We start from the raw sequence: 15678 nt of genomic DNA, 5'->3' as shown, positions 1-15678 counted from the left end.
TATTATATTATTAGTATTTCTTAGTTATAAATTCTTTTCTAATTTTTTCTGTTAGTCGATAAACTTCTCGCAATATACGAACATCACCCTCATCTACTACCTCTTTTCTTATCTTCGCGCGATTTGCTAACATTAGCTCAAATTTATCCGCTCGATATTCTTCTTGCTTTGTCTCTGTTAGCCACATAAAATCAGCCACAAATTTCGGAATAAAATTTGACTTCGCAATCTGTGCTCCAACACCTATAACAGTTCCAGTCGTTATCGACGAATTAATACCGCACATTGCATAATCTCCCATAATAACTCCAATTTTCGACTGGTTCGTTCTTCGAGGGCCAGTCAGATCGTAATCATAAACCGATACCTCCCCCCAATTGTTTTGTAAATTGGAATTATTCGTCCCCGCCCCGATATTACAGCACTCTCCTATTATGGACGATCCCAGATAACCGTCATGACCTTTCGCGCTATTCCCCCAAATTACCGTGTTATTGATCTCGCCTGAAACAGTCGATCCGGGACCGATTGTAACATTCGGATAAATTCTAGCACCCATCTTCACCCGCGAACCAGCGCCAATAGCCACGGGGCCTTTAATATGGCATCCCTGCTCAATTACAGCGTGATTATTAATAAAAATTGGTCCATCTACAGTGTTAAAAGTGCTCGCCAGTGCCTCTACGTTTTGTCCAACAAAAAGTTGATTGCCAATAACGACATTTGACGGATCTAAAGGAGACGATTCCCTATCTATTGTCAGCAATTCATAATCAAATACCAGCTGCGTCCGGTTGAAAAGAAAAACATCTTCAAGATTTAAAAGTTGCGCAAAATCTGCCTTATATTCTACCCTGTGAACTGTATCCCAGTAAGGATCGTCTATGGGGTGCGGCGTTCGATAAGCGATCCACTGCCCATCCTGTTCTAAAACTGTATTTTCAGGCAAACTTGAGATGGCTTCAACCAGCTGCATATCAGGGCAGGTATTTGCCGCGATGACTATATAATCTTTATTTGACGTAGGCTCGGGGAACTTTTGCTGAAGAAATTTCTCAGTATAGAACGTCACATTGCACCCGAATATAAGTTGCCATTTTTCACGAAATGTCAAAATACCGACGCGCAAGTCGCCCACAGGACGTGTAAAAACTAAGGGTAAAAAATGCCCACGCCAATCCGCGCGGTCATGTAATACAATTTCTAACATAAACCAGTTTAAAAATACGTAAAAAATCCCGATAAGCGAACCTATCGGGATAATCTTGTCTTTCTATTACGCAGCGATATTACTTCTTGTTGTAACGGCTACGGAATTTATCGATACGACCTGCCGTATCAACCAATTTCATTTTACCAGTATAGAATGGGTGTGATGTATGAGAAATCTCTAATTTTACTAATGGATATTCATTCCCATCTTCCCAAGTAATTGATTCTTTTGTATCTACACACGATTTAGTTACGAAAGCATAGTCGTTGGACATATCTTTAAAAACAACTAATCTGTAGTTTGATGGATGCAAATCTTTTTTCATTTTATCTTATGATTACGTAATATTCTACTCAACAATTGAGGTGCAAAGATAATCTATTCTTTAAAAAAAACAAAAGAATAATTATTAACAGTTCTACTTTCTAGAACTTCTGCTACACTTGCTGGCTACAAAGATAGTATTTTATAAATAATATTTAAAACAACACGCTTAAACAGTGCCACTTAAGGCAACCGTAAATGCTTAGACCCTTATGCAAGGTGTACAACAAAAAGAAAGAATATATAAGTCGAACTATACTAAATATTGATTCTCCATATTCTATCTCCCAATTTTTAACTACTGTCTGGTGCATGATAATTTTTTTTTGCTACTTTTGCATTCTTATTTAGCACATTACATTAATCATGAGTACTGTATTATCGGAACAGGAACAGCAACGTAGATCAAACCTCCAAGCCATTATCAATTTAGGTATCGACCCCTATCCCGCAGATGAGTTTGAAGTGAATGTTTCTACAGCTGACATATTAGAAAATTACGACAGGGATAAAATTAATTATAAAAATATCCGAATAGCAGGAAGAATCATGTCTCGCCGTGTAATGGGAAGCGCTTCCTTCATGGAATTGCAAGACTCCAGCGGGCGAATTCAAGCATATGTCAAACGTGATGATCTTTGCCCAGGTGAAGACAAAACTCTATATAACACTGTTTTCAAAAAGCTTTTAGACATCGGAGACATTGTGGGTGTCGACGGATATGTTTTCACCACTCAAACCGGTGAAATCTCAATTCACGTCGATAAACTAACGATTCTGACCAAATCGTTAAGACCGTTACCTATTGTAAAGGAAGCCGATGGAAAAACATTTGATGCTTTTACAGACCCTGAGCAACGCTATCGGATGCGTTATGTCGATCTGATTGTCAACCCCCAAAATAGAGAAACCTTCGTAAAACGTACCAAGTTATTCACCGCTATGCGAGGTTTTTTCAATAACGCTGGCTACATGGAAGTAGAAACGCCGGTACTGCAATCGATTCCTGGTGGAGCTGCCGCCCGACCGTTCACCACACATCATAACGCCCTTGATATTCCATTGTATCTGCGGATCGCAAATGAGCTCTATCTGAAGCGTCTAATTGTTGGTGGCTTTGAAGGCGTATATGAGTTTTCAAAAAACTTCCGCAACGAAGGTATGGACAGAACTCATAATCCAGAATTTACTGTAATGGAAATTTATGTAGCCTATAAAGACTACAACTGGATGATGAAATTCACCGAGCAATTATTAGAACATTGTGCACTTCAGGTAAACGGAACCACAAAGGCCGTTTTTGGTGAACATGAAATAGATTTTCGCGCACCGTACAAACGCGTTACCATGGCAGAAGCAATACTTGAATTCACAGGCTTTGACATTAATGGGAAAACCGAGGACGAGATTCGTGAAGCAGCGAAGCAAATGGGAGTTGTGGTAAACCAAACAATGGGCAAAGGAAAATTAATTGACGAGATTTTTGGCGAAAAATGTGAAGGAAACTATATTCAACCAACCTTCATCACGGACTACCCAGTATCCATGTCTCCACTAACCAAGAAACATCGCGACAATCCAGAATTAACGGAACGATTTGAACTCATGGTTTGTGGTAAGGAAGTTGCTAATGCGTATTCTGAATTAAACGACCCCATAGATCAACGTGAACGCTTTGAAGATCAACTCGCTCTCTCAGAAAAGGGCGATGATGAAGCAATGTTTATCGATCAAGATTTTTTACGGGCGTTAGAATATGGAATGCCTCCTACATCGGGATTGGGTATCGGTATGGATCGACTAACAATGTTCTTAACTAACAATGCGTCTATCCAAGAGGTGTTGTTCTTCCCCCAAATGCGTCCAGAAAAAATTGTTCAGGTAGCAAGCATTGAAGACTATGTGGCTCAAGGTATTCCTGAAGAATGGGTTCCTGTACTTCAAAAAATGGGATTCAATACGATCGAGGAACTAAAATCTGCGAATCCAAATAAAGTATTTAATGACTTGGGTGGAATGCGAAAAAAATTAAAGCTTGAAATCGGGATGCCGTCTAAAGACAATGTACTCGACTGGTTTAACTAAGCACCTATTTTAAAACACTATATACCGCGGTTAAACGACTCTCGTTTAACCGCTTTTTATTATAAAAAAATATTTTTTTCGTTCAGTTAACCTTAGTGTATTAAGTTACACGTGAAAACGGTCAGGTTACGACTTATTTTTGGATAGAAGTTCCCTACAAATCTTTTTGACAATGGCCGGTCCTTCATAAATGAAACCGGTATACAGCTGAATCAAACTAGCACCTGCATTTAACTTTTCTATTGCGTCTGCTGCAGAGTGTATCCCTCCAACCCCTATAATCGGAAAAGCCCCTTTAGAATGCTCATGCAAATATTTTATTACCTGTGTGGAACGCGCTGATAATGGCTTTCCACTAACACCTCCAGCTTCCTTCAACAACGATGGATTACTATGTAACCCTTCTCTTGAAATAGTCGTATTGGTGGCAATCACGCCTGCTATCTGTGTTTCCAAGACAATTTCAATAATGTCATCTAATTGCGAGTCGGTTAAATCTGGTGCAATCTTGAGCAGAATAGGCTTCTGTGTATACTTCGTATGATTAAGCTGTTGGAGCTGATTTAAAATCATTTTCAACGGGCCCTTCTCTTGCAAGTCGCGTAGCCCTGGAGTATTAGGAGAACTTACATTAACTACGAAATAGTCAACATAATCAAAAAGAACATTGAAACAATAGATATAATCATTTACAGCTTCTTCATTCGGTGTTATTTTATTCTTACCAATATTTCCACCTATAATAAGACTCTGCCTTTCTTTAAGTTTTCTTAATCTTCCCGCAGCAACATCGGCCCCTTGATTGTTAAACCCCATTCGATTAATCAATGCGGCATCGTTTACCAAACGAAACATCCGCGGTTTATCGTTTCCGGGTTGCGGCTTCGGTGTCACGGTACCTATCTCAATAAATCCAAAACCCAAATTTGCCATATCGTCTATGTACTCTGCATTTTTATCAAACCCAGCTGCTAACCCAACCGGATTTTTGAATTTAAGCCCAAAAACCTCTCTCTCCAGACGCGGGTCCTCCACTGTATACATAGATCTTAATAACGATTTCATCCCCCACACGTTACCAAATTTGCGAAGGCCGCCCGTCACTTGGTAATGAGCAGTCTCAGGATCCATCGTAAAAAATAATGGTTTGACTAGTTTATACATATGCGCAAAGGTAGCCAAAGATGCAGAAATATTCATTACTTTTGCTTTGAAATGATCTCAATAAATAACTTAACATTCGAACTGGGCTCGCGCGCACTTTATGACGAGGCGAATTGGCATATAAAACCAGGTGATAAAGCTGGATTAATCGGCGCAAACGGCGCGGGAAAATCGACTTTATTAAAACTCATCGTCGGCGACTACACTCCAACTTCAGGATCAATATCGATGGCCAAAGATTTGAAAATTGGTTATCTAAATCAGGATCTTCTATCCTATCATTCTGAAAAAAACATTGTGCAGGTTGCTATGGAGGCTTTTGAACGTCAAAATCAATTGCACGAGGAAATTGAAAATCTGTTGAAGAAATTGGAAACCGATTACTCGGATGATATTTTAAATAAATTAAGTGATAAGCAAACCGAGTTTGAAGCATTAGATGGTTATAACATCGAATTTAGAGCTCACGAGATACTCGCCGGACTCGGTTTTTCCGACGAAGAACAGCAGCGTCCGTTAGCAACCTTTTCCGGTGGATGGCGGATGCGCGTTATGCTCGCGCGTATCTTACTTCAAACACCAGATATATTACTTTTAGACGAACCAACCAACCACCTTGACCTACCGTCAATTAAGTGGTTAGAAAATTATTTACAATCCTTCGATGGGTCTATCGTTATTGTTTCCCATGACCGCTATTTCTTGGATCGTATTATTAATAAAACAGTGGAGTCTCGAAAAGGAAAACTGACAGCTTACGCCGGAAACTACACCTATTATCTGGAGGAAAAATCGATGCGTGAAGAGATTCAAAGCAACCAGTTCAAGAATCAACAGGCAAAAATCAAGCAGGAAGAAAAACTAATTGAACGTTTTCGAGCCAAAGCAAGCAAAGCAAAAATGGTACAATCACGGATCAAAGCGTTAGATAGAATGGAACGTGTTGATAATATCGATGATGACAATCCTGTGGTAAACTTCAGCTTCAAATTCTCAAAACCATCAGGTCGACATGTAGTAACGTTGGAACATGTTTCGAAATCTTATCCTAATCTTGAGATCCTCAGCGATACAAGCGCAATCATTGAAAAAGGCGATAAAATTGCACTCATCGGCGCCAACGGGAAAGGTAAATCGACTTTATTGCGTATCGTCGCCGACGCCGATAATGAGTTCTCCGGCACAAACATAAAAGGCCATAACGTCTCCCAGACCTTTTTTGCACAGCATCAACTGGAAGCTTTACATTTAGAAAATACGATTTTAGAAGAACTCGTCGGTTTCGCTCCCAAACATACAGAGACGGAGCTACGCTCAATACTTGGCTGCTTCTTGTTTACTGGGGATGATGTTTTTAAAAAAATAAAGGTTTTATCTGGGGGCGAAAAATCGCGAGTAGCGCTCGCTAAGGCGCTAACAGCGGACGCAAACTTCCTAGTACTAGATGAGCCGACTAACCACTTGGATATGGCTTCCGTTAATATTCTTATCCAGGCTCTTCAACAATATGAAGGGACTTTGATCGTTGTATCCCACGATCGTTACTTCCTCGACCACGTCGCTAATAAAATATGGTTCATTGAGGATAAAGAAATCAAAGAATATCCTGGAACGTATGAAGAGTTTGAAGTCTGGAACAGTAAGCGCACGCTAAAATCTCCGACTAAACAAGAAAAGAAAATTGTTAAGGAAGAACCTAAGAAAGAAAAAGATACCTCTTCGGAAGACAAAATGCGCACTCTTTTACGCAAAAACAAGGAACTTTCACAGCTTGAGGAAAGAATTAACCAAAAAGATCTAGAAGTAAAAAAACTCGAACTGCACCTAGCAGACGAATCTGTATATAGCGATTCCAAAAAGCTACAGGAAACTACTCGAACATACAATTCGGAAAAGGCGCTGCTCGTTCAACTTCAGGAGAACTGGGAAACGCTTGCCGAGGAAATCATGGAATTAGAAACTTAAGTGCAATAGTCTATCCTTTATCTGTGTGCACACAAATAAAGGATAGACCTATCCACACACAACTATTAAAAATGGTATGAAGACTATCTATTTTATTACGTTTTGGGCCTGCCAGATCATCTCAAGTATTATATTCAAATACGGAGGGATTAACTCTAGGTATCACTGGATTGCGTTAATAGTTGGTAATGTTATTCTTCTTTCGGCTAGTTGGGTACTGATACAACTTTTTAAAACTGTTCCCCAACCTATTGTGATTGCTTTATGTTCGGGAGGGACCTTCCTGACAGTTCAATTAGCGATGGCGCTGTTTTTTAAGCAACCCCTTTCTTGGATACAGATTCTAGGATCACTAGTTATCGTATGTGGGATGGCTATGGTAACTTTCGGGGAAAAAACCAATTCAGCCATGCCCTAATAAAGCGCCAATTCATTTTGTATCCAATCATTAGAAGTGTTATCTTTAATTTAGATGGACAGACGACTAACATACCTGACTTTCCTAATTATCGTATTTACTTTACAATCTTGTAAACTAGGCCGATTCATATACCATAACTATGCGAACATTACTGACTATAAAATATTTCCGGCCCGCGTGCTAGAGGCTCCTCAAAAACCATTTTTATTTCCTTATTCCGATACACCGAAGATTCCTCAAACAATAAGTTATAATAACCAAGACGTATCGTTTGAAAAGTTCATCGCGGAAAACCATTCTGTCGCATTTTTGATAATACAAAACGACACGATATTATATGAAAAGTACTTCCATGAGTACAACGAGCATTCCACTGTTGCTTCCTTTTCCATGGCCAAGTCATTTACATCAATGTTAATTGGAATTGCTTTGGATGAAGGGCTAATCGAATCGATAGACGAACCTATCACCAATTATATCCCAGAACTTGCTGAAAATGGTTTCGAGCAGGTAACTATTAAACATCTTCTACAGATGACTTCCGGTTTAGATTTTAATGAAGCATACAAAAATCCATTTGGTCATGTTGCAACATTTTATTACGGAATAAACTTACGCAAGGCGATTTCAAAATTAAAACTAGCTAGGCAACCTGGCGAAAAATTCGAATATACAAGCGGCCAAACACAGCTATTGGGTTTAGTATTAGAACGTGCACTCGGCAACCGTTCAATTTCCGATTACTTTGAAGAAAAGATATGGAAACCTATTGGAATGGAATACGATGGTACCTGGAGTATAGATAGAAAAAAGAACGGCTTGGAAAAAACATTTTGCTGTGTAAACGCTAGAGCGCGTGACTTCGCAAAATTAGGACGATTGTACCTACGTAAAGGGAATTGGGACGGGGAACAAATCATATCGGAAAAATGGGTTGAAGAATCAACCAAGATTGATACCGCGGAGGGCAGTGTATGGAATTATCAATATCAATGGTGGTTACCATCGCGCGACGGAGATTTTACCGCAGACGGATTATTGGGACAGTACATTTACGTTAACCCGGGAAAAAACCTGATTATTGTTCGTCTGGGAACTAAAACAGGCGATGTAAATTGGAAAAAATTTATTCCCGAACTCGCAAAAAGTTATGAATAAGAGAACAGACGGACTATTTTCTTAAAAGCTCAGTTATCCTTGTGTCTAACAATAAGAAATATATTCTGATCGAGTTCCAAGTAACCATATTCGTACACAAAGTAGTAAACCTGCCCTTTTGCATTGACAATCTGGTTTGTAAAATACTCAAAATTTAGTCCTTTCGTCAAAAGAAGATCTTTTGCTATTTTTACCGTTTTTTCCGCTCCAAGAAGTTCTTCCAATATCTTTCGATTTTTTCTAAGTGCTCCATTCACCCGTCTAATTAATGCACTTGAAACACTATTCAATCTGTTGTTGTAGGAGTTCCTACAAGCGTCATCACAAAATCTCTTATCGGAGCGTCCACGGAGAAGATTTCCGCAATCCAAGCATACTTTTTCTGCTATCATACTGATTCGATTGTAAACGTTTAAAAACGCTTGTAAGCATATATAATTGATTAACAACCGACTAGTTGTTGAGATCATTACCACTTTTGTTTCGTCAAAGCAAAGTGTTTTGATGTGTTAAATTTAACACTACAGTTTATGATTTACAATTTTTTTTATGAACATGTTGGTAAATGCAGTTCAATTGATTGGACGTTTAGGTGCTGATGTAGAAATAAACTCTACATCTCAGGGAATCAAAGTTGCAAATATTCGTTTGGCAACTAACGAATACACAAAAAACAGCAAGGACGAATGGGTAGAGATGACCTATTGGCACTCTCTTGTTTTTTGGGGAAAGCAGGCCGAAAAATTACTAAAAAACTGCAAAAAAAGCACGAAGATTCTAGTCCAAGGATCCTTAATTTATCGTGAATACACGGACGTTCACGAAATACGTCGCCATGTAGCAGAGATTCGTGTAACAAGCTTTATGATATTGGACAACCCCGTATCATTAGAGCGAGGAATATCAACGCTCGAAAAGGTCGAAGACGATCACGAGCAATCCTTTTAAACAAAACTGCCTGCAACTGTTCGAACTGCTGCAGGCAGTTTTACTTGAGTAATGTCAATAATAAACGATTAGTTCGCCAACTGCCATCCTGCAACGGAGGCAATCTTCTTAGGTATATCGACGTTCTCCATTTTATGAGAGAAAATCTCTGACCCCGCTCCGATTGCAAACACCGGTATATAAGCAGCAGAGTGATTTCCTGAAGCCCAAGATACCGTAGCAATCCGATTTAAAACCTTCAGAGCCTCATTCGCTAACTTGTCATCTGTTGCGTACAAACTTTTAGCAGTCTGGTCTTGATGGTCAACAAACGATCTTTCATATATTCCACGTAGTTTTTCCTCGTCCTCATTTTTCACTTTTATCGTCGAAAATAATCCAAGATTCTCCGTTAACACACCTTTAACCTCTTCCCAACTTGGTGTCTTTCCTTCTCCACGTAACGCAGAAATTCGATTGGAAAGCTCCTTGTGAGAAACACGTTGTTCCGCAAGGATTTTTGTCTCTAAACGACTACTTCCATTACCAATACCAATACCACCCGTCTCATGATCGGCAGTCACGACAATCAGGGTTTCTTCGGGGTGTTTTTCATAAAATGCAATGACGCGCTTCACGGCTTCATTAAAGTCTAACACCTCTTTTATAGTCGTTGCAGCATCGTTAGCATGTGACGCCCAATCAATTTTTCCGCCTTCAACCATCAAGAAGAATCCTTTTTCATTATCAGTCGAAAGCGATTGAATAGCGGCATCTGTTATATCTGCCAATTTCATATCCGTACTTTTTTGATCAATGGCATATTTCAGGGCCACATTATCTTCCCCTTTATTATTCATTAAAATAATTTTATCTCCCTTATTTTCGACATTCTTATATTCATTGAGTCCATAAAGCAATCTATAACCACTCTTTTCAAACTGTGGAAAAAGCGAAGGAGCCTTCTCTTTTGCATATGTTTTCTCAGGACTTAAAAATCCCGCACCACCGAAGAAATCGAAATCCGATTTCATAAGGTCCAAACCGATTTCATAATACATATTTCTATTCGCTTGGTTGGCATAGAATGACGCCGGTGTGGCGTGGTCAATACTTACAGAAGTCGTAATGCCAACTTTCAATCCGGCCTCTTTTGCGGCATAGGCAATACTTTTATAACTTGTCGTCGCTGCACTATCCATAGCTATTACACCGTTTTTGGTTTTTCGACCGACGGCCAGCGCTGTTCCCCCCGCTGCAGAATCTGTAATACCGTGGGACAGTGAGTACGATGTTGCAAAAGTGGCAAATGGAAAAACGCTAAAACTCAAGGGAAATACCGCGTTTTTATCCTGCTGAGCTGCTAAATACACCTCGGTTAAATTAATCTGATTTAACCCCATTCCATCACCAATAAGTACGAAGATATATTTCGGCTTTTGTTGTGCAAATAGATTACTAAAAACAAATAAAAACAAGCATAAAATTAAATTGGTTTTTTTCATATTAATTGTGCAGGAGACACACAAATCGGTACTTCCATATGTGTGAGGAATGCGCCTGCATTTCGCTATTTCCTAATTATAAATTTTAAATCCACTCAAAGATACTCCCCTAATGTGAACTCAATATTAAGTAATGCCTTAATATAGCCACTATTCGGTTAATATTAAAACTTATAAACAGAATAATGCAGGAACTAATATATCACTTGATTTTAATAACGAAAACGCTATTTTTGTATGATGACAAACGAGATAAAAAAAATGATTGTAAGTGATTTTGAAAAATTGATGCGATATACGGTACAACAAAATATACTATTTACAATTGACACATTTATCACATACAGTGTCTCGCTTGTCAATTTCTATACAGGATCAAAACTCATTACTGAACAAGAACGTTACATGACTGCCATGCAATTAACTGAACGTTTTAACGCAGGAATTGGAAATAGAATTACCGATAAAGATTTACAAGAAATTGCAAACTTGATAACCTCTGATCCAACATTAGACTATTCAATATTAAATCCCATATTTAAGTACTCTTAAAGGACAATTAGCTGATTTTTTTGAAAATAGTATGAGAATTATATTTATTATTTTGGCAATATCGTTGCTAGGTGGATGTTCAAAAAGCGACGATGTTAAAGATAATACTTTAAGAATGGTCTTTGACACATCTAGCTACCCAGGCACTGTGATCATACGACAATCTTATGAAGGAGGTTATTTTTCGACAAGTAGCCCCGAATTCACGGGACTTTGGGAAAGGGAGCTCGAATATAGGAAAGGAGACAATCTTTCTTTAACTCTGCAAGTTGACGATCTTAATCCAAAAAACGTCAGTATCAAAGTTTTCGTTGGCGGAGTTCAACGAAAATTAGCAATAAAATCAGAAATCATCCAGGATCAAACGTATTACACTACACAAATAATACTTTAAACTCATCGCGAAACAACTAGGGCTTGGGCTAAAGTATTATCCTACGTCTTGCGTTTAAAGAAAACATCCTTTATTGTAACCTTTTCGATTAGTACACGTGTAAAACACGAACGTATAGATACAGAGCACAGTTATATCATATAGATTTAGTATTTGAGAGAAACTAGCAAAATAAGATTAACAATTATTTGCAGCTTTAATCAAAATTATAGTACATTTGTCGCGCGGGGGATTAGCTCAGTTGGCTAGAGCGTTTGGCTGGCAGCCAAAAGGCCATCGGTTCGAATCCGATATTCTCCACTAATCAAGGCACTTTCTAGTGCCTTTTCTGTTTTATGGGAAACAGAAAATTCACAAAAAAGAAATTACCCTAAATCTGTTTAGTCATGAACAGTCCAGACAAGGTTTTCGATATTATATCCACATTCCTCGGCATAATTGAGATATATCTCTTTTACCGAATCAGGAATAGACCTAACTCGCGATAATATCCACATATAATCAAGATTCTCCCCAAAAACAAGCGCATACTTATAATTTTCGTCAATTTTTACCACATTATACCCGGAATAAAAAGGGCCAAAAAACGAAACCTTCAACGCTCCCTCATCTTTTTTTCGCACAAAAGATGCTTTCGCTTGTCGACGCTTGTTTTTCTGTTTAACCGTATCAAACCCTTGATTTAAGACGCCAACACTTCCATCTTCATTTAGCGAATAGTTTGCCGAAACGTTCTTCAAGTTCTTCTCCCAAAAGAAGTCCATTCTGGCAATCTCATACCAATCACCAAGATAACGATCTAAATCAAATTCCTGAACAACCGGGACATTTGACCGAATGGGTTTCAATAAATTATACAATGTAGTCCCTGCAGCTACAGCAGTAAGCAAAAGCAACGATTTTTTCTTATCCATTATAGGTAAACACGCCAATCGGGGAAAAGTTTTCTGATACAAACAAATTCAAATCATCTTGATCGAATAATTTTCCATCTTTTTGACACTACACTTCGCTATTGTTCTCCGTCTATTTTTTACCTTTGCAATTAAAACAAACAAATGAGAACAACTTTAAAACTGGTTCTGCTTTCTATTTTTCTTTTTCAACACGACTGGGCTAACGCCTGGGGCATGACCGGCCACCGCGTTATCGCGGAAATAGCAGAACATCACCTCAATAAAAAGGCAAAACGAAGTATTGAAGAGTTGATTGGTAAACAAAAGTTGGCCTATTGGGCAAACTGGGGTGATTTTATCAAATCAGATCCAAACCCCCGATTAAACAAAACAGGCAACACACATTTTGTAAACACCCCGAAAAATTTAAATTTCGAAGACTTCAAATCAGCTATCCAGGCCTTAGAGACGAATAACATCTACAATACATATCTTTCAATCAAAGAAAAAGCGAAGCAAAAAAACAATGATCTTCAAACACAAAAAGAATATCTTTATTTTATCATCCACCTAATCGGCGACGCTCATCAGCCTATGCATGTCAGCCGCGCGGAAGATCTTGGAGGAAATAAAATTGAAGTTGAGTTCTTTGGTGAAAAAGACAATATCCATCGCGTTTGGGATTCTCGGTTGATAGATTATGAAAAATATAGTTTCACAGAATATGCACAAATTCTAGATGTGCATACAGACTCATATTACAAAAAATATACAGCGAAAGGTTATATAGAGTGGCTGTACGAATCCCATCAACTTGCCAACCAGATCTATGCTGACATGGCGTTAAATAGAAACTTGCGTTATGAATATATCTTCAAAAACAAGTACAAAATGGAGGAATGCCTTTTAAAGGCCGGCATTCGGTTAGCGAAAGAATTGAATGAAATATATGGATAGCATGCTATCGAAAAACGAGAGAAAAACCTTTTTTTTCGAAGACATGTTGGGTAAAAGCTTTTTGCTCTAAATCTATGCTCTAGTCAAAAATACCTCTAAGACGCCAAAAGTGATCGTTAGAGCTGCTTTTGAGCGTAACGTTGTGCAATAATCGTAATCACTAGAATTTGAAACGCATGAAATACCATTAATGGTAAAAAATATAAACCGGCGGCAGAAGAATTTACAAACAAAAATTTACCAAAAACAGATCCATGCGTCAGCGATTTCTTTGAGCCACAAAACAGCACTGTTATACAATCTTCTCTGTTAAACCCAAGGACAGTTTTACTTAACCAGTATAGTATACCGTATACAACGAAAAAAAGCACTATTACACCAATAAATACTCCTATCAAATAGCTCGAACTGACGGTACGGAATACACCGCTTTCAAAAGATTCCGCGAAACTTCCATAAACAATAAGAAGGATCACAAGCTTATCAAATTTTCCAAGACCCCTTTTATACTGCGCCGCGAATTTACCTAAATACGGTTGTAACAAAATCCCAAGAATTACGGGGAGAATAATCTCTTTCACTAACCCCCAATAGACGTCAGTATAAACGTTAACGTCTCCAAAGTCTAAAAAAAAATGCATCAATAGTGGGGTAACCAGAACCCCGATCATTCCTGAAATGCTCGCATTAAATATTGCGGCGGGAACATTTCCGCGAGCGATTGAAACCATTACCACGGAAGAGGAAACAGTTGAAGGTACTACCGCCAAAAAGAAAAAAGAAAGCCAAAAATCTTCTTGCCCACCGTCAGAAATCAGTGGGTAGAAAATTAAAACAATAAATGGAAACACCACAAACGTACCACATTGAATTAATACGTGCATTTTCCAGTTCCGCAATCCCTTCGTCAAATTGTTAGTACTGAGCTTAAGTCCGTAAAAGAAAAAAATTAGCGAAACACCGATCGTTGTAAGCGAAGAGATCACTTTTCCGTTATTCCACAGGTATAGCTGCGGAAAAACATAAGCCAAAACGATGAATAGAACTAATGCTATAATAAAAGTGTCGAATTTAACGCTCATACGTAAAAATTTAATCGAAGATACTATTTGCGTCGCATAAAACGACCGCTTCAAAAATTTTGATAAAATCAACAAAGATATTTCCTTTTTTTCAATATTTAGATGGGATTAATGAAGTGTATATAATATCTTTGTATCATCATGAGTACGACATCATATTTATCAGATAGGATTAACAATTTATCCGAATCAGCGACCCTAAAAATGACGAAACTTGGCCGTGAGCTAGCTGCCAAAGGCGTCAACGTTATTAGTTTAAGTGTAGGCGAACCAGACTTCAATACACCGGAAAACGTAAAACAAGCGGCTAAAAAAGCTCTTGATGAGAATTTCACAAGATATTCACCTGTTCCCGGTTATCCAGAATTAAGACAAGCAATTGTAGATAAATTGAAAAATGAAAATGGCTTAGATTACGAGCCATCTCAGATTGTCGTTTCAACAGGCGCGAAACAATCGCTTTCCAACGTTATCTTAACACTCATCAATCCAGAGGATGAAGTTATTATCCCGACACCGTACTGGGTATCTTATTCAGAGATGGTTGTTTTGGCCCAAGGTAAGAGCGTGTTTATCGATACCGATATTGAATCAGATTTTAAAATCACCCCAGAGCAACTCGAAGCTGCGATTACGCCGAAAACAAAATTATTTATGTTTTCATCACCATGTAATCCTACTGGTTCAGTTTACAGTAAATCAGAACTCGAAGGCCTCGCCAAAGTATTTGAAAAATATCCAAATATTTTCATTCTGTCGGACGAAATCTATGAGCATATAAATTTCATAGACAAGCATGAGTCGATCGCCCAATTCAATAGTATCAAAGACCGTGTTATCATAGTCAATGGGTTTTCGAAAGCATTTGCAATGACGGGCTGGCGCTTAGGTTATATAGCGTCAAACAAAGAAATTGCTGCTGCCAATGACAAACTACAAGGACAAACGACATCGGGCACTTGCTCCATCTCACAACGTGCCGGAATCGTCGCCTACAACGAGGGGTTAGCAAGCGTGCAACAGATGAAACAGGCA

16 protein-coding genes and 1 tRNA gene are annotated in these 15678 nt (G+C 38.5%); 10 read left to right on the top strand and 7 right to left on the bottom strand.

What is annotated here, in order from left to right; translation table 11 throughout:
* Positions 1-10: 10 nt before the first annotated feature.
* Together HP439_RS06520 and HP439_RS06515 are read right to left on the bottom strand one after the other, a co-directional pair.
* A complete protein-coding gene (locus tag HP439_RS06520) occupies positions 11-1210 on the bottom strand; it encodes a putative sugar nucleotidyl transferase (protein ID WP_172389535.1) in 1200 nt (399 codons plus the stop codon).
* A 79-nt stretch (positions 1211-1289) separates the two neighbouring features.
* Positions 1290-1538, bottom strand: coding sequence for a type B 50S ribosomal protein L31 (locus tag HP439_RS06515; protein WP_086949673.1), 249 nt, complete (start codon positions 1536-1538; stop codon positions 1290-1292).
* Positions 1539-1903: 365 nt separating this feature from the next.
* Between HP439_RS06515 and lysS the strand changes: the two genes are divergently transcribed.
* Positions 1904-3622: a lysine--tRNA ligase gene (gene lysS, locus HP439_RS06510; RefSeq protein ID WP_172389534.1), complete on the top strand. Its 1719-nt coding sequence runs from the start codon at positions 1904-1906 to the stop codon at positions 3620-3622.
* A 126-nt stretch (positions 3623-3748) separates the two neighbouring features.
* Here the strand turns inward: lysS and HP439_RS06505 are convergent, their stop codons facing one another.
* Complete coding sequence (locus HP439_RS06505) at positions 3749-4786, bottom strand: quinone-dependent dihydroorotate dehydrogenase (protein WP_172389549.1); 1038 nt, start codon at positions 4784-4786, stop codon at positions 3749-3751.
* Positions 4787-4837: 51 nt separating this feature from the next.
* Here HP439_RS06505 and HP439_RS06500 point away from each other — a divergent pair, with 51 nt between their 5' ends.
* From HP439_RS06500 to HP439_RS06490, 3 genes are all read left to right on the top strand, one after another.
* On the top strand, positions 4838-6751 hold the full coding sequence (locus tag HP439_RS06500; RefSeq protein ID WP_172389533.1) for an ABC-F family ATP-binding cassette domain-containing protein: 1914 nt from the start codon (positions 4838-4840) through the stop codon (positions 6749-6751).
* 76 nt (positions 6752-6827) lie between these two features.
* Entirely contained in the window at positions 6828-7169 is a 342-nt protein-coding gene (locus HP439_RS06495; protein ID WP_172389532.1) for a hypothetical protein, read from the top strand.
* A gap of 54 nt (positions 7170-7223) precedes the next feature.
* The gene (locus tag HP439_RS06490) at positions 7224-8330 is read left to right on the top strand and encodes a serine hydrolase domain-containing protein (protein WP_172389531.1); all 1107 of its coding nucleotides are present in this window, start codon (positions 7224-7226) and stop codon (positions 8328-8330) included.
* Positions 8331-8359: 29 nt separating this feature from the next.
* Here the strand turns inward: HP439_RS06490 and HP439_RS06485 are convergent, their stop codons facing one another.
* The gene (locus tag HP439_RS06485; protein ID WP_172389530.1) at positions 8360-8722 is read right to left on the bottom strand and encodes a hypothetical protein; all 363 of its coding nucleotides are present in this window, start codon (positions 8720-8722) and stop codon (positions 8360-8362) included.
* A gap of 157 nt (positions 8723-8879) precedes the next feature.
* Between HP439_RS06485 and HP439_RS06480 the strand changes: the two genes are divergently transcribed.
* Positions 8880-9278 carry a single-stranded DNA-binding protein gene (locus HP439_RS06480; protein WP_172389529.1) on the top strand — a complete coding sequence of 133 codons (399 nt, stop codon included), beginning with the start codon at positions 8880-8882 and terminating at the stop codon, positions 9276-9278.
* A 68-nt stretch (positions 9279-9346) separates the two neighbouring features.
* Here the strand turns inward: HP439_RS06480 and HP439_RS06475 are convergent, their stop codons facing one another.
* Positions 9347-10762: an alkaline phosphatase gene (locus HP439_RS06475; protein WP_172389528.1), complete on the bottom strand. Its 1416-nt coding sequence runs from the start codon at positions 10760-10762 to the stop codon at positions 9347-9349.
* Positions 10763-10999: 237 nt separating this feature from the next.
* Here HP439_RS06475 and HP439_RS06470 point away from each other — a divergent pair, with 237 nt between their 5' ends.
* The 3 genes from HP439_RS06470 (at position 11000) to HP439_RS06460 (ending at position 12008) form a co-directional block, all read left to right on the top strand.
* On the top strand, positions 11000-11314 hold the full coding sequence (locus HP439_RS06470) for a hypothetical protein (protein ID WP_172389527.1): 315 nt from the start codon (positions 11000-11002) through the stop codon (positions 11312-11314).
* Positions 11315-11345: 31 nt separating this feature from the next.
* On the top strand, positions 11346-11708 hold the full coding sequence (locus HP439_RS06465) for a hypothetical protein (protein ID WP_172389526.1): 363 nt from the start codon (positions 11346-11348) through the stop codon (positions 11706-11708).
* A 226-nt stretch (positions 11709-11934) separates the two neighbouring features.
* A tRNA-Ala gene (locus tag HP439_RS06460) sits at positions 11935-12008 on the top strand.
* An 80-nt stretch (positions 12009-12088) separates the two neighbouring features.
* On the opposite strand, the gene HP439_RS06455 is transcribed toward HP439_RS06460, so the two are convergent.
* The gene (locus HP439_RS06455; protein WP_172389525.1) at positions 12089-12622 is read right to left on the bottom strand and encodes a lipocalin family protein; all 534 of its coding nucleotides are present in this window, start codon (positions 12620-12622) and stop codon (positions 12089-12091) included.
* A 144-nt stretch (positions 12623-12766) separates the two neighbouring features.
* On the opposite strand from HP439_RS06455, the gene HP439_RS06450 reads away from it, so the two are divergent.
* Positions 12767-13561, top strand: a complete 795-nt coding sequence (locus tag HP439_RS06450; protein WP_172389524.1) for a S1/P1 nuclease — start codon at positions 12767-12769, stop codon at positions 13559-13561.
* Between the two features lie 116 nt (positions 13562-13677).
* On the opposite strand, the gene HP439_RS06445 is transcribed toward HP439_RS06450, so the two are convergent.
* Positions 13678-14643: a bile acid:sodium symporter family protein gene (locus HP439_RS06445; RefSeq protein WP_172389523.1), complete on the bottom strand. Its 966-nt coding sequence runs from the start codon at positions 14641-14643 to the stop codon at positions 13678-13680.
* A 141-nt stretch (positions 14644-14784) separates the two neighbouring features.
* Here HP439_RS06445 and HP439_RS06440 point away from each other — a divergent pair.
* On the top strand, positions 14785-15678 hold an 894-nt coding region (locus HP439_RS06440), incomplete at its 3' end, for a pyridoxal phosphate-dependent aminotransferase (protein ID WP_246229288.1).

This window comes from Sphingobacterium shayense (assembly GCF_013179575.1).
GTDB classification, from domain to species: Bacteria; Bacteroidota; Bacteroidia; order Sphingobacteriales; family Sphingobacteriaceae; genus Sphingobacterium; species Sphingobacterium shayense.
Note: the sequence above shows the minus strand (reverse complement) of the source record. Positions and strands in the feature narration are given on the sequence as shown.